The 15,574-nt window shown below is 44.9% G+C and carries 13 protein-coding genes; 11 read left to right on the forward strand and 2 right to left on the reverse strand.

Annotation, left to right across the window (positions count from 1 at the left end; all coding sequences use genetic code 11):
- The first annotated feature begins 37 nt into the window (after positions 1-37).
- The 5 genes from PSYCG_RS04530 (at position 38) to PSYCG_RS04550 (ending at position 5,791) form a co-directional block, all read left to right on the forward strand.
- Positions 38-1,843: an acyl-CoA dehydrogenase gene (locus tag PSYCG_RS04530; protein WP_020443139.1), complete on the forward strand. Its 1,806-nt coding sequence runs from the start codon at positions 38-40 to the stop codon at positions 1,841-1,843.
- A gap of 221 nt (positions 1,844-2,064) precedes the next feature.
- Complete coding sequence (locus tag PSYCG_RS04535; protein WP_020443140.1) at positions 2,065-3,072, forward strand: NADP-dependent oxidoreductase; 1,008 nt, start codon at positions 2,065-2,067, stop codon at positions 3,070-3,072.
- Positions 3,073-3,075: 3 nt separating this feature from the next.
- A complete protein-coding gene (locus PSYCG_RS04540) occupies positions 3,076-3,870 on the forward strand; it encodes an SDR family NAD(P)-dependent oxidoreductase (RefSeq protein WP_020443141.1) in 795 nt (264 codons plus the stop codon).
- A gap of 186 nt (positions 3,871-4,056) precedes the next feature.
- Positions 4,057-4,818, forward strand: a complete 762-nt coding sequence (locus tag PSYCG_RS04545; protein WP_020443142.1) for an SDR family oxidoreductase — start codon at positions 4,057-4,059, stop codon at positions 4,816-4,818.
- 139 nt (positions 4,819-4,957) lie between these two features.
- Positions 4,958-5,791 (forward strand): HpcH/HpaI aldolase/citrate lyase family protein, encoded by an 834-nt coding sequence (locus tag PSYCG_RS04550; RefSeq protein WP_020443143.1) that lies wholly within the window; start codon positions 4,958-4,960, stop codon positions 5,789-5,791.
- A gap of 31 nt (positions 5,792-5,822) precedes the next feature.
- Here PSYCG_RS04550 and uvrA read toward each other — a convergent pair whose 3' ends face one another.
- Positions 5,823-8,384: an excinuclease ABC subunit UvrA gene (gene uvrA, locus PSYCG_RS04555; RefSeq protein ID WP_020443144.1), complete on the reverse strand. Its 2,562-nt coding sequence runs from the start codon at positions 8,382-8,384 to the stop codon at positions 5,823-5,825.
- Positions 8,385-8,762: 378 nt separating this feature from the next.
- Here uvrA and arfB point away from each other — a divergent pair, with 378 nt between their 5' ends.
- Positions 8,763-9,176: an alternative ribosome rescue aminoacyl-tRNA hydrolase ArfB gene (arfB, locus tag PSYCG_RS04560; RefSeq protein WP_020443145.1), complete on the forward strand. Its 414-nt coding sequence runs from the start codon at positions 8,763-8,765 to the stop codon at positions 9,174-9,176.
- 106 nt (positions 9,177-9,282) lie between these two features.
- Here the strand turns inward: arfB and PSYCG_RS04565 are convergent, their stop codons facing one another.
- Positions 9,283-10,482, reverse strand: coding sequence for a sugar transporter (locus tag PSYCG_RS04565; protein WP_020443146.1), 1,200 nt, complete (start codon positions 10,480-10,482; stop codon positions 9,283-9,285).
- A 249-nt stretch (positions 10,483-10,731) separates the two neighbouring features.
- Between PSYCG_RS04565 and PSYCG_RS04570 the strand changes: the two genes are divergently transcribed.
- From PSYCG_RS04570 to betB, 5 genes are all read left to right on the forward strand, one after another.
- Positions 10,732-11,427 carry a cupin domain-containing protein gene (locus PSYCG_RS04570; RefSeq protein WP_020443147.1) on the forward strand — a complete coding sequence of 232 codons (696 nt, stop codon included), beginning with the start codon at positions 10,732-10,734 and terminating at the stop codon, positions 11,425-11,427.
- 10 nt (positions 11,428-11,437) lie between these two features.
- Entirely contained in the window at positions 11,438-12,544 is a 1,107-nt protein-coding gene (locus PSYCG_RS04575; RefSeq protein WP_020443148.1) for a flavin monoamine oxidase family protein, read from the forward strand.
- Between the two features lie 320 nt (positions 12,545-12,864).
- Positions 12,865-13,209, forward strand: coding sequence for a DMT family transporter (locus PSYCG_RS04580; RefSeq protein ID WP_011513213.1), 345 nt, complete (start codon positions 12,865-12,867; stop codon positions 13,207-13,209).
- A gap of 20 nt (positions 13,210-13,229) precedes the next feature.
- Positions 13,230-13,802 (forward strand): TetR/AcrR family transcriptional regulator, encoded by a 573-nt coding sequence (locus PSYCG_RS04585; protein WP_020443149.1) that lies wholly within the window; start codon positions 13,230-13,232, stop codon positions 13,800-13,802.
- Positions 13,803-13,977: 175 nt separating this feature from the next.
- Positions 13,978-15,492, forward strand: a complete 1,515-nt coding sequence (gene betB / locus PSYCG_RS04590; RefSeq protein WP_020443150.1) for a betaine-aldehyde dehydrogenase — start codon at positions 13,978-13,980, stop codon at positions 15,490-15,492.
- Positions 15,493-15,574 lie beyond the last annotated feature (82 nt).

Below are 15,574 nucleotides of genomic sequence, written 5' to 3' on the forward strand. Positions count from 1 at the left end.
AATGAATCACCAAATTTAATGAGTTAACGAGAATACTATGGCAGCAGATACGCTTATCAATGACTTTGAGTTACCGTTCCAACTATATGATGTATTGGGCACTGAACATTTAACCGAGCATCCAAAGTTTTCAGAACACAGCCGCGAAACCTTTGATGCGGTACTCGACACCGCCAATAAAATCGCGACCAATTTATTCTTGCCGCATAACCATGTGGCAGATAAAAACGAGCCACAGTTCGATGGCAAAAAAGTCAGCATGATAAGTGACGTAAAAGTTGCCTTTGATACGTTCCGCGAGTCGGGCTTCATCGCTGGTCGTTATAGCTTTGACGATGGCGGCATGCAATTACCCGAAACGGTCATGACAGCAGTAGCTGGCTATTTTATGGCGGCCAACCCATCAACGACGGCTTATCCGTTTTTGACCACGGCCGCGATTAATGTCATTTCACATTTCGCCAGTGATGAGATTAAAAATGCCTTTATGCCGCGTATGCTAACGGGTGAATTTACAGGCACAATGGCGTTAACTGAGCCACATGCTGGCTCATCGCTTGCCGATATCAAAACTACCGCCGTTAAACAAGACGACGGCAGCTATCGCGTCAAAGGCAGCAAGATTTATATCTCAGCAGGCGATCACGAATTGTCTGACAATATCGTGCATTTGGTCTTAGCCAAAGTGCCGGGTGGTCCTGGTGGCGTCAAAGGTATCTCTTTATTTGCCGTGCCGAAGTATCGTCTGAATGATGATGCATCGGTTGGCGAGCGCAATGACGTGCATTTAACGGGTCTCATTCATAAGCTGGGTTATAGAGGCGCGACTTCTACCGCATTAAGCTTTGGCGATGCAGGCGAGTGCTATGGCTATCTTATCGGCGAAGAGCATTTTGGTCTGCGTTATATGTTTAAGATGATGAATGAAGCGCGCATCGCGGTTGGCTTTGGTGCCGCGATGATTGGCTATCGTGGTTATCAATACTCGCTCGATTACGCCAAAGACAGAACGCAGGGCAGAATTGCACCAAACAATAAACCCGAAGATGCAGCAACAGCGATCATTCAGCATGGCGATGTGAAGCGTATGTTGCTTGCGCAAAAAGCCTATAGCGAGGGCGGCATTTCACTGTGTTTATATGGCTCAAACCTGATTGACCGTATCAATACTTGTGAAGATGCAACACTAAAAGCTGAGCTATCAGAACTGCTGGATTTACTCACGCCAGTATTAAAAGCATGGCCATCTGAATATGGTCCAAAGGCCAATGATTTGGGCATTCAAGTATTGGGCGGTGCAGGTTATACGCGCGAGTATCAAGCCGAGCAGTTTTGGCGTGACAATCGTCTCAATCCCATTCATGAAGGCACAAATGGTGTGCAAGCATTAGATTTGTCATTTCGTAAGTTATGGCAAAATAAAGGGCTTGGTATTCAAATTCTAAAGCGTGAGATTACCCAAGACCTAGAAAGCATTACCACACCAGAAACCGCCAAACTCGCCGGTAAATTGATGCCTTATATGGGTCATTTGCATGAAGTATTGGTGCATTTAAGCAAAATCCTGCAAACAGAAAAAGCACTTACATTGACTGGCAACGCGCAAGCACTGATGAATATCTTTGCTTCAATTGTGGTGAGCTGGATCTGGATTCGTCAAGCGAGTAAAGCCGAGCAGTTATTAAATGATACAACAGATGTTGAAAAGCAAAACTTCTATCACGGCAAACTCCAAGCAGCAAAATACTTTATCGATTGGGAATTGCCTTTAATCAATCGTGATATTGAACTGCTAAATAATGACAACGCGGTATGTACGAATATGCAAGCCGAATGGTTTTAAGCGATTTTTTAACCAGTTTTCAACATAAAAACATCCCTAAATAATAGGGTTAATGTGATGCTGGGATGAATTTTTCAAAGCCTCTAGAGTGCAAAGCGCACAGCAAGCGAGAAAAATTTATTCCAGAAGAACGCTTTTTAATATATTTGGCTTATTTTGAATAAACTCTTTTTAAGCAAACGATACCAATGGCTTTTTATAAAAATTTAAAGGAATAAATAATGACAACAATGAATAAGCAGTGGCGCTTAAAAGAAAGACCTGTTGGCGCACCGAGTGCAGAGACTTGGGATTATACCGAGTCAGAACTACCGACTATCACAGACGGTCAGTTACTGATAAAAATTGAATATATCTCGATGGATCCAGCGATGCGTGGCTGGTTAAACGATGCCAAATCTTATATCGAGCCGGTACAAATTGGTGATGTCATGCGCGCGGGTACCGTGGGCGAAGTCATTGAAAGTAAGCATGAGAAGTTTGCCGTCGGCGATTATGTCTGTGGTCATAATGGCGTGCAGTCGTATGCGGTCAGTGACGGTACTGGGTTATACAAAGTCGATCCAAACCTTGCACCCTTATCTTATTACTTAGGCGTGCTCGGTATGCCGGGTATGACCGGTTACTTTGGCTTATTAAAAACTGGTCAACCAAAAGCTGGCGAGACAGTCGTTGTTTCTGGTGCTGCGGGTGCGGTTGGTGGTTTGGTTGGACAGATTGCAAAACTAAAAGGCTGCCGAGTCGTTGGCATCGCGGGCGGTGCTGAGAAATGTAAATTCTTAGTCGATGAGTTGGGTTTTGATGCTGCGGTAGATTATAAAAATGAGGATGTCAAAAAAGGCTTAAAGCAAGCTTGTCCAAATGGGGTAGATGTCTTCTTTGACAACGTAGGCGGCGATATCTTAAATGACGTCCTTACCCAAATTAATCTGCGCGCGCGTATCGTGATTTGCGGTGCGATCAGCCAATATAACAACACCACAGCGGTAAAAGGGCCGTCAAACTATCTATCGTTATTGGTCAATCGTGCCCGTATGGAAGGCATCGTTGTCTTTGATAATATCAAAGAATATCCGACGGCGATGCAAGATATTGCTGGCTGGATTCAGTCAGGTGATATAAAAGTAAAAGACCATATCGTTGAAGGTATCGAGACTTTCCCAGATACCCTGATGATGCTTTTTAAAGGTGAAAATTTCGGCAAACTGGTACTTAAGGTAGAGGGATAAATCATGACACTGAATACAAATGGAATTGCATCAGATGTAGCCAGTAATGTTTCTGGTAAACGTATTTTAATCACGGGCGGTGCTTCAGGCATCGGCGCGGCAAGTGCGTTATTGTTAGCCAGTCGCGGCGCAAAAGTTGTGATCGGTGATATGGCAGAAGAGATGGGCGCAGCCGTTGCCAAGCAAGGTCAAGATGCGGGCAATAGTATCGTCTTTAAAAAGGTCGATGTGACGAGTGGCGACGAAGTACGTGCATTATTTACCTTTGCCATGGAAACGCTGGGTGGTCTTGATGTGGTGGTAAATAATGCTGGCATCGACCATCAGCCTGCACCGATGCATGAGCTAAGCGATGAGGACTTTGACCGTAATATTGCCGTTAATCTAAAAGGCGTCTGGCATTGCATGCGTGCTGCTGTTACTTGTATGGCAGCCAATGGCGGCGGTCACGTGATTAATGTCGCCTCTATCGCAGGGCTGCGTTCTGCACCATTGCTGTCAGCGTATAGCGCCGCTAAACATGGCGTGATGGGACTGACGAAGTCTGCTGCTCATGAATATGCCCGCGTCAATATTCGCTTTAACGCGGTATGTCCAAGCTTTATTGACACCCCTATGGTGCAAAACACCATGGCGAAGATGGGCGAGCGCGCGCAAAAAGCAACAATTAATGCCAGCCCGCTACGTCGTTTAGGGACAGTTGATGAAGTATCCGGCGCGATTGCATGGCTCGCGAGCGATGAAAGCAGCTTTATGAATGGTCATGCGTTTACCCTTGATGGTGGCATGTTGGCTTAGCTGACTTAATGCAATTTCTTAAAACGATTGGTATGAAATTTCTAAGCTAAGTATCTCAGAGCTGGTAAAAATTTTCTTGCTTGCTGTGTGCGTTGCACTCCAGAGGCTGCAAAAATTTCTTCCAGCTCTGCTACACATTTAAAATGTATAAACCATATAATATATTTAAAAATATAAGGAATAATAATGAAAGATTTATTTGATTTAACGGGCAAGATTGCTTTGGTCACAGGTGCTAGTCGTGGTATTGGCGAATCTATCGCCCGTCTATTGGCATCAAGAGGCGCGCACGTCATTGTCTCTAGCCGCAAGATTGATGCTTGCCAAGCAGTCGCCGATAGCATTGTCGCTGATGGTCACAAAGCCAGTGCCTTTGCGTGCCATGTCGGAAATATGGATCAGATTGATGCGATTTTTGAGCACATCAAAAGTGAGTTCGGTCAAATCGATATTTTAGTCAATAATGCCGCTGCAAACCCTTATTATGGTCATATCTTAGATACGGACTTAGCCGCTTTTGATAAAACTGTCGAAGTCAATATTCGTGGTTATTTCTTTATGTCGACAGCTGCTGGTAAGATGATGCGCGAGCAGGGCGGCGGGGTTATCTTAAATACTGCTTCGGTCAATGGCTTAGTCGCAGGTGACAAGCAAGGCATCTATTCAATCACCAAAGCTGCTGTGATTAGCATGACTAAAGCGTTTGCAAAAGAGTGTGGCCCATTGAACATTCGTGTCAACGCGTTGTTGCCTGGTTTAACCGATACTAAGTTTGCCTCAGCGTTAACGACTAATGATAAAGTCTTAAAAATGGCGCTACATGCAATTCCATTAGGACGCGTAGCAGATCCAGATGAGATGGCTGGCACGGTATTATATCTAGTGTCTGATGCGTCAAGCTATACGACGGGCGCAACGATCGTTGTTGATGGTGGGATGTTGGCTTAGTTAGCCGTTCGCCCTCTAAAAGTAGAGCCATTTCTAAAACCGTATGCTGATAAATGGCATACGGTTTTTTATTTGGCTATAGTAAGGACTAATATTTTAAGTAACAGTGTTTGAAATAATAGTATTTAAGGAATAAAGCATGCAAGCATCTATTGTTAAAAAATTTTCCAATATCAAAACATGGTTATTCGTTCCAGCCACTCGCATAGATAGAGTGGAAAAAGCCTTTGCCAGTGGGACAGATGCAGTGATTGTGGATTTAGAAGATGCGGTTGCTACAACGGACAAGGTGCAAGCTCGCAAAGATTTACAAGTTTATTATAATAGTCAGGCTTATCAGCCGATTTGGGTACGCATCAATAAAGCAGGTAGCGAGGAGTTTTTCAAAGACGTGGTGTTATGTCAGCAAATGCCCAATCTGGCTGGCGTGTTACTAGCCAAAGCTGAGCAAGCATCAGATATTGAAAGTGTGCATAAACTTACGGATTTGCCTGTCATTGCGTTAATAGAGACAGCGCTTGGTTTATATCAAATCGATAGTATGGCAAAATCCGCTGGACTGCTTGCGTTTAGCTATGGGTTTTTAGATTTATGCAATGATTTACAGGTGCACGTAGGTACAGCGGCAGCAGATGTTATTGCTAATCAAATTCGTTATCAGCTTTTACTCACATCAAAAGTACATCAATTATTAGCGCCTATTGATACGGTTTATACCGATTTTAACGATGGTAAGGGGCTTGGGCAGCGAGTGCAATTATGGTCACAAATGGGCATGTCCGGAATGCTTTGTATCCATCCAAAGCAAGTGGCAACTGTTAAGCAATCTCTGCAACCGACTGACGCCGATATTGAGTTTGCAAGACGTGTAATAGAAGAATACGAGCGGAGCGGGCAGGCGATATTTAAAATAGATGGCAAGATGGTCGATGCGCCCGTGATTGAGCGCTGCCGTCAGTTGCTGAGTTCATAAGAGGTTTTTTAATAGAATGCGCTCTAAGAGACTAAAACAGCAAAAAAGGCGCGGTACGACTGGCTTTTGATTTTGCGACTTCTGCTGGTGTGCCTTCTGCCACAATGAGACCGCCCTCATCGCCAGCGCCCGGCCCAATATCGATAATCCAATCACTGTTACTAGCGACTTGCATGTCATGCTCAACCATAATCACAGTGTTACCAGCGTCAACGAGTCCGTTCAATTGTGCCATCAATAGCGACACATCCGAAGGATGCAGGCCAGTTGTAGGTTCATCAAGGATATAAAGCGTATCTCCTCGTTGTGTTCGTTGCAGTTCGGTGGCAAGCTTAATGCGCTGTGCTTCGCCGCCCGAAAGTTCGGTCGCGGGTTGACCAAGCCTGAGATAACCAAGTCCGACTTTTAGCAACGCGTCTAATGCTCGTAGGATAGGTGCTTCTTCTACAAAGAATTCATAAGCAGATTCGACAGTGAGATCGAGGATTTCAGCGATATTTTTGCCTCGATAAGTGATTTCAAGGGTTTCATCATTGTAGCGTTGCCCATGACACACTTGGCACGGCGAGTAAACGCTCGGCAGAAATAGCAGTTCAACACTGACAAAACCAACACCTTCGCAATTTGGGCAGCGGCCTTTCTTAACGTTAAAGGAGAAGCGACCGGCATCGTAACGTCGTGCTTTGGCTTCTGGCGTTGCGGCAAATAATTTACGTACATGATCGAACAGTCCGGTATAAGTGGCAAGGTTTGAGCGCGGCGTACGACCGATGGCTTTTTGATCTACGGTCACCAATCGACTCACGTGTTCCATACCATCAGTAATCTTACCGCTGGTCTGAGTTTCTAGCTCTTGCTCCAGTAAATCAGCTTCGCCAGTCGGCGCTTCGATGACTGTCTTCTGCCCTAATTCGCTATAAATGAGATCGACCAGCGCTTGACTGACTAGACTTGACTTGCCCGAACCTGATACACCTGTCACCGTTGTCATCACCCCCAATGGAAACGCTACATCTAGCCCTTGTAAGTTGTTGCGTTCGATATTGACCAGCTGTAGCGAGGCTTTTGCTTTTCTTGGAGTATGCTCAACCGCCCCGTCAGTCTCAAAAAGATACTGTCCCGTGCGTGATTGTGCAACGTCCCGCAAGCCTGCTACAGGGCCACTGTAAATAACTTCGCCGCCATGGGTTCCAGCCTTTGGCCCAACATCGACAATCCAATCGGCGTGCCGAATCACGCTGACATCATGCTCAACAATAAATAACGAGTTACCAGCCGCTGTTAGCTCATCTAATGCGCTCAATAGCGCTTGAGTATCGGCAGGATGTAATCCAGCAGACGGCTCGTCAAGCACATAAACCACACCAAACAGTTTAGAGCGAATTTGGGTGGCGAGTCTTAGGCGTTGTAATTCACCCGGAGACAAAGTAGGTGTAGTGCGTTCAAGCGACAGATACCCTAAGCCTAGCGTGGTCAAAGCCTCAACTCGAGACAGAATGTCACTGGCAATACGTTGAGCAACAATGGCCTTCTCTCGGTTTGGCATATTATCAGTCGGTTTGGTCTTGGCAGCATCCTGAAGTTTGAGTGCCATTTCAGTCAGGGTCAATTGGGACAATTCACCAATATCAAGACCCGCGAACTTCACCGATAGCGATTCTTTTTTGAGTTTTTTGCCATGGCATTCTGGACATTCAGAGATTTGCATAAACTGGGAAACGCGCTTTTTGGTACGCGGACTTTGAGTGCTGGCAAAAGAATGCAAAACAAAATTCTTAGCACTGGTAAACGTTCCTTTATAATTGGGCTTTTCGCCTTTTTTAATAGCGTCGCGTACTTGTTCAATGTTGTACTCTGGATAGACAGGGACTTCTGGCGTGTCATCGGTAAAGAGAATCCAATCGCGGGTTTTTTGGGGCAGGGTATTCCACGGCTTATCGATATCGTAACCCAGTGAGGTCAGGATGCGGCTTAGGTTTTGACCTTGCCACGCAGGCGGCCAAGCGGCAATGGCGCGTTCGCGAATGGTTTTAGTATTGTCAGGAACTAGTAATTCTTCTGTTACCTCAAACACGCGGCCAATACCGGAGCAAGTAGGGCAAGCGCCATCTGGCGTATTTGGAGAGAACGCGTCAGCGTAGAGTATGCCTTGACCAGCAGGGTATTCGCCCGCTCGTGAGTAGAGCATGCGTAAACCATTTGAAATCGTCGTCACGCTACCGACCGATGAGCGTACAGACGGCGTACCTCGTTGTTGTTGCAGAGCAACGGCGGGCGGCAAGCCTTCTATCGAATCGACGTCAGGCTGATCCACTTGATCGATCAAGCGTCTGGCATAAGGCGATACTGAGTCAAGATAGCGATGTTGTGACTCAGCAAAAAGAGTACCAAATGCCAGTGAAGATTTGCCTGAGCCTGATATACCCGTGAATACCACAAGGGCATTACGCGGCAAGTCAACATCGACGTTTTTTAGATTATGAACCCTTGCGCCTCTGACTTGGATGCTGTGAGCTGGGTCGCAAGCGATATTTTTAGTGGCATTGTCATCAACTTTTGCAGTGGATTTTACTTTTTTATTTTTAGTGGTCATAAAACAGTTATTCCTATCAAATCGTATTTTTAGCTTTATTGTGAAAAAGACGGATAAAGTTTTGGCTAAGAAACTGCTTGCTAAATAGTTAGCTAATTAAGCAATGTCTTGGCTTAAGCAATATCTTGGCAATCTAAAACCATCCTAGCATGTCAATATCGAATCCTTAGATAGGCTTACGCTTTACAGACAGATGACAGACATAGCAATGCCAAACAATAACATTTATGAGGTTTCATCTCTGAATTTCAGCTTATAAGTCTTGAAAAACTGCTTTTAAGACATGCGGATTTTTGAAGTGGTGAGCTGGCAAGTGGCGAGGTAGCTGATAATGGTTTATCATTAATCATAACTATCAATTATCTATAAAAGCATCCTATGATTTTTATCAGCAATACCATTAGTTTAAATGACAGTGACGTAGAGATTAGCGCCATACGTGCGCAAGGCGCAGGCGGGCAAAACGTCAATAAAGTATCTTCTGCGATTCATTTGCGTTTTGATATCCATGCTTCAAGCTTAAGCGATGTCATTAAGCAGCGTTTGCTTGATAGTAAAGATAGCCGAATTACCAAAGAAGGCGTGCTCATTATTAAGGCGCAGCAATTTCGTACCCAAGAACGTAATAAAATTGATGCGTTTGAGCGCTTACAAAGTTTTATCACCAAAGCTACTTACGTCAATAAAACACGCAGGCCGACCAAACCGAGCAGAAATGCTAAGCGTAAACGTGTCGATCAAAAAACTCAGCGCGGTAAAACAAAAGCATTACGCGGTAAGGTGGATTTTTAGATAGACTGGTTTTAAGGTGGATTTTCATAATTAACCAAAAAGCAAAATGCCAGCCCATCTAAGTGGCTGGCATTTTTTATATACTTATTTGCTATCAGCTTTTCAGCTAGCCGAGCCTTCTGCTTAGCTCAGGAAAGCGCTTTATCATAAATAGCATCAGTAGCAATGCCATAACCGCGATAGCCGACCCTACATATCCCACGCTCGATAGTGAAATATGCGTCACTGCATAGCCTCCGAACAGTGCACCCGTCCCAATGCCTAAATTGATAATCCCTGAAAACATCGACATCAGCATGTCTTGTGCATTGACATCGACCATGATGACCTTGGCTTGCATGGAGATAATCAGCAGCATGAGCGCCGCGCCCCAGAGTAGGGCAATCAAGCTGAGCGCCCATATTGAGGTTACCGCAAATAACAGCATGAGCATAGACAATAGTATCAGTATCGTCGATATCAGCATTAATCTGGTATTGAATTTATCACCCCAACGACTGAAAATTACACTACCCGCAATCCCTGCGACACCGAACAATAGCAGCACAATAGTCGCAGCGTTTTCACTGATTGAGCCGACTTGACGCATAAAAGGCTCGATATACGAGTAAGCCGTATAGTGCGCGGTAAAGACCAGTAATATCAGCAGATATAGGCAGACCAATAAGGGGTTTTTGAGCAACTCTGGAATCTTTCTAAACGAGCCCTCAAACATACTAGGCAGCGTGGGCAACAGTCTCATTTGCAGAATGAATACGATAAGGGCAATCCCACCAATACCACCAAAAGTCGCGCGCCAGCCAAACCATTGACCGACCACGCGTCCTAAAGGCACACCCAAGACCATCGCCAATGACGTACCGGTCGCAAGCACGCTAAGCGCCAGCGCCTTTTTGCCTTTCGGTGCCACACGTATCGCAATCGCTGCGGTGATGGACCAAAATATCGCATGCGTGAGCGCAATGCCAACTCGGCTGATGAGCAGCACTTCAAAGCTCCACGCAAATACTGACAATACGTGACTGGCAATAAACACCGCAAATAACGCCAACAGCAAACGCTTGCGCTCAAAGCGACTGGTCAGCAGCATCAATGGCAATGACATGGCCGCGACAATCCACGCATACAGCGTCAACATCCAGCCTGTCTCTGCCGTGGTGATAGAGAAATCTTGCGCAATGTCACTTAATAAGGCAACGGGAACGAATTCGGTGGTATTCATGATAAAGGCGCTAACCCCCATCAAAAATACTTGGAAATACTGAGTCCGGCGAGCATTTGCGCTCACCTCAATGTTAGGTTTCATAAGATCCAACGGTCAGAAAGAATGCTAAAAAATTAGCGTAAAAACGGGGCAGGAAGTGAGATGTTCACAGAAAAGCTAAGCAAGATAGCAAGTCAATGGGTTTAGTTAAAGGGGTTTTTTGCTAATGTCATTAATGCTTAGCCTTTTAATGATAAATACTGACTTCGACAATAGGTTTATCTGGTTTGTCAAAATAGATAAATCAGAGGATAATTCCAAATAATATCATACTTATTTAGAAGTTATATTATGCTCATCAATGCAGATTTTTCATGCCGTGCTGCCTTAGCACCTGAACACTATCAGTGGGTCCAATCACCACAAAACGGCGTCGAGCGCGTGATGCTTGACCGTGTTGGCGCCGAAAAAGCACGTGCTACCAGTATCGTACGCTATGCCCCTGAGTCAAATTTTCCGCATCATCTGCACCCAGGTGGCGAAGAGATTCTGGTATTGTCAGGCACTTTTTCTGCGGATAATAGTGATTATCCTGCTGGTTGGTATCTACGCAATCCACCGACTTCAGGGCATCAGCCTTATAGTCATGAGGGGGCTGTTATTTTTGTCAAACTTTGGCAGATGACAGTCGATGAGACCCGTCATGTCGCTATCGATACCAACGATGCTGACAACTGGCAAGAACAAGGCGGCCGTGAGGTTTGCCATTTATACTCGGATGCAAAAGAGCAGGTGAGCTTGCAACGTATAGATGCAGGTGAGGCATTGTTTACAGGTGTCATCGTAGGAGGTGCTGAGCTATTGGTGCTAGAGGGCACTTTGATAGAAGCGGGACAGAGTTATCAGCGCGGTGGTTGGATACGTCTGCCTGTCGATGCGATATCGCAAATAACAGCAGGAGAGAATGGCGCCACGGTTTATTTAAAAACTGGACATTTATCACAAATCATCGGTATCGATGTTCACTGGGTTTATAAGTACTGTTGAGAAAAATAATATGAAAAAAGCATCGGTAGCGATTATTGGCGGCGGTCTAAGCGGCTTGTATGCGGCTTATTTATTAGAGAAAAAAGGCATCGATTATGTGCTGTTAGAGGCGCGTCCGACGCTAGGTGGTCGTATCGTTACTGCAAAATTTTCGAGAGATAATAAAAATATAGATAGCTTTGACTTGGGGCCTTCTTGGTTCTGGCCCGACTATCAGCAGCAGTTGGCGCGTCTTATTGAAGAGTTTCAATTAGAAACCATCACCCAATTTGAAGACGGCGATATGATGGTCGAGCGCACGCCTGATATGCCTGCTATTCGTACCCACGGATATAAAAGCGAGCCACCATCCATGCGACTTAAAGGCGGTATGGCAGCATTGATAGAGGCTCTGTATCTTCGCTTAGATGCCTCACGTATTTTGACTGGCCAAATCGTATATCAACTTAATCATGTTGGTCAATATATTGAGATTGCTAGTAAAGATATATCTGAGCAAGTAATGATTTGGCAAGCGCAACATATACTGCTTGCACTACCGCCACGTTTGGTACAAGAAAGCATTACGTTTCAACCTGCTTTACCTTCCAATCTAGCTGTGCAGTGGCAGAAGACAGCCACTTGGATGGCACCACATGCAAAATATGTGGCGGTTTATGACACGCCTTTTTGGCAAAAACAGGGTCTTTCTGGAGCGGCGAGAAGCGCCCAAGGTCCTATGGTTGAGATTCATGATGCTTCGGTGACAGACGGTAGTGGTGCGCTGTTTGGTTTTATAGGTGTACCTGCAGAAATACGTCAAAATATTTCTGAAGCCCAATTAAAAATCCATTGCCGTGCACAGTTGGTAAGACTGTTTGGTGTAGAGGCAGAGAACCCTAAAAGAGAATATCTTAAAGACTGGGCGCAAGAACCGTTTACAGCGACTGCTACTGACTCAAGTGGCAATGGTCAACATGCGTCAGCACCTGTGTCTAAAGCAACATCCGGCGTATGGGAAAATTGTCTGACGGGTATTGGCAGTGAATGGTCAATACAATTCTCAGGTTACCTTGCTGGGGCGATTGATGCCGCTAGCATAGGGACGCTATACCTTCCTGAGTCAGTCTTGACTTAATTAATCCTGCTTATACCAATATAAAGAACCGCCTCTAAACAGTCGTTTTTGGATCAGCTCTTTCCTTTCTATACGGGCGTTTCACTCTTTATAGTAAGGAGAGGTTTGAGCTCAATGCAAAGTGCGGTGCGTCAAGTAAAGCCACATTATCGTTTCGCCTTGCCCCTATAATTCCATCTAGCCTTATCTCATCTAAAATAAACAAAATACATATTAACCCTTCACATTGCTAGATTATTTCTATAAAATACCGACCGTGTGGTTTCTTTAATGTATATATATTATTAATATGTGCTCAATTTGAGACAGGTATCCTAATTATGAGTCCTACCACTATTGCTTACGGTTACCTTGCCATTGCTATCATTTGTGAAGTCATTGGCACCACCTTTTTAGCTAAGTCAGAGCAGTTTACGCGTTTGGTGCCGACAGTGATTATGGGTGTGCTCTACGCCATCTCGTTTTACTTATTGACACAGACTATCAAGACCATACCGCTTGGTATCGCTTATGCGTTGTGGGCTGGACTTGGGATTGTATTGACCTCATTGGTAGGCTTGGTGTTTTTTAAGCAAACACTGGATACAGCAGCCGTGGTTGGTATTGCGATGATTGTGGGCGGTGTCGTCGTGATGAATTTACTATCTAATTCTGTCGGGCATTAATCGTGTATCTGGAGATAAAAATGGAAGCTGAAAACGCGCATAAGCGCAAAAAACAACCAGAAGTAGTACGTCGGGCATTACTTGACCAAGCGGCACGCATCACTTTAGAGCAAGGTTTGGCCAAGGTGACCTTCCAAGCGGTTGCTGATGCAGTTGGGGTAACCAAAGGTGGTGTGATGCATCATTTCACCACCAAAAACGCGTTGGTTATGGAAGTATTTCATGACGCGATGAAAAATTTTGAGGTGGAAGTGGACGCGGCTATGGCAAAAGACCTTGTACGTTTTGGCTCTTTTACCCGTGCATATATCAATGCCACGATTAGCTTGGGCGAAAAAGGGCAGCATGAGTTCAATAGCCAAGCGACACTATATGCATTGATGCTAGGCGATAGTGAGCTACGTGACTTATGGGCAGAGTGGGCAAATGCACAATTAAAGAAACATGAAGCAACCGACAATACCGAAACACTATGTATGGTGCGTTTAGTCGCTGATGGTATTTGGCTCTCTGATTTTTCAGGAATTAATATCTCAGATAAAACATCCATTCATAAACGCTTGATAAGCATGACGCAATCTGAGAAAGAGTAAGACGCTGCTCTCAACTGATTTATCGAAGAAGCGTTTTTTATTATAGAAGCATTGAACGAACAGCTTATAGAAATAGACGATATAAATTTATTTTAAATACTTAACCCATGACGAGATTATTTGGTATTAACTTTTTTATAAAGCTTTTGCCAGTCGTCGTAAGGAGAAAGAACACATGACAGATTCAAAAACAGTGCTAAATAACTTAACAGGCATTATCGACTTAGAACAAGTTCAAACTGCTTATATTAACGGCCGTTACCTAGCTATTGATGACTCATTAACTACCTTTGAGGATATCAATCCAGCGACGGGTAAAGTGCTGGCGACCATCCAACAAACGACCAATGAGCAAATTGATGAGGCTGTTAAAGCGGCACAAAAGGGTCAAAAAGTTTGGGCAGCACTGACAGCAGTTGAGCGTGGTCGAATCCTATCAAAGGCCGTTGAGGTATTACGCGAGCGCAATGACGTACTGGCATTACTCGAAACGAAAGACACAGGTAAAGCTTACTCTGAAACCAAGTATGTCGATATCGTCACTGGTGCGGATGTCGTTGAATATTATGCGGGTCTGGCACCGATGATTGAAGGTCGTCAGATTCCACTACGTGATACCAGCTTTGTCTATACTCGCCGTGAGCCACTTGGCGTGGTCGCTGGTATTGGTGCATGGAACTATCCGATTCAAATTGCGATGTGGAAGGCAGCACCAGCACTAGCTGCTGGTAATGCGATGATATTCAAACCATCAGAAGTGACGCCTTTGACGGCGTTAAAACTGGCCGAAATTTTGACAGAAGCAGGATTGCCAGATGGTGTATTTAACGTCGTGCAAGGCAATTATAAAGTAGGTGAGGCATTAACTCAGCATCCTGATATCGCCAAAGTATCGTTTACCGGTGGTGTACCGACGGGTAAAAAAGTCATGTCGAGTGCGGCATCATCGTCTCTTAAAGATGTGACATTAGAGCTGGGTGGTAAGTCACCACTAATTATCTTTGATGATGCGGACATCGATACGGCAGCTGATATTGCGATGATGGCGAACTTCTATAGCAGTGGTCAGGTATGTACTAATGGTACGCGCGTGTTTGTTCCTAAAGCCATGCAAGCTAAGTTTGAGCAGGCTATCTTAACGCGTGTTGAGCGTATTAAGCTCGGCGATCCAATGGATGAAAACATCAATATGGGCCCACTAGTCAGCTTCCCGCATATGGAAAGAGTGCTTGGTTATATCGAGCAAGGTAAAGCCAGTGGCGCACGCTTGCTAACAGGTGGTGACCGTGTGATGATAGGCAAATTGGCAAATGGCGCATTCGTTGCCCCGACGGTATTCACTGATTGCACCGATGAGATGACTATCGTGCGTGAGGAGATATTTGGCCCAGTGATGTCTATATTGACTTATGAGACCGAAGAAGAAGTTATTCGCCGTGCCAACGATACCGAATATGGATTGGCAGCTGGGGTCGTGACTGCTGATTTGACCCGAGCACATCGAGTCATTGCTCAAATTGAAGCGGGTATCTGCTGGTTAAATACATGGGGCGAGTCAGCCGCTCAAATGCCAGTCGGCGGTTATAAGCATTCAGGTGTTGGCCGCGAAAACGGCATTGAAGCCCTTGAACACTATACGCAGACCAAATCTATCCAAGTAGAATTGGGTAAGTTTGAATCTGTATTTTAATCATTTGTATTGAGAAAATTCTTAATCAGTAAAGTGGTTCAGTAGTAGAGCTAATTTGTTCTTTGTTCGACTTTACTGATAG

Source organism: Psychrobacter sp. G (assembly GCF_000418305.1).
In the GTDB taxonomy this organism is placed as follows: domain Bacteria; phylum Pseudomonadota; class Gammaproteobacteria; order Pseudomonadales; family Moraxellaceae; genus Psychrobacter; species Psychrobacter cryohalolentis.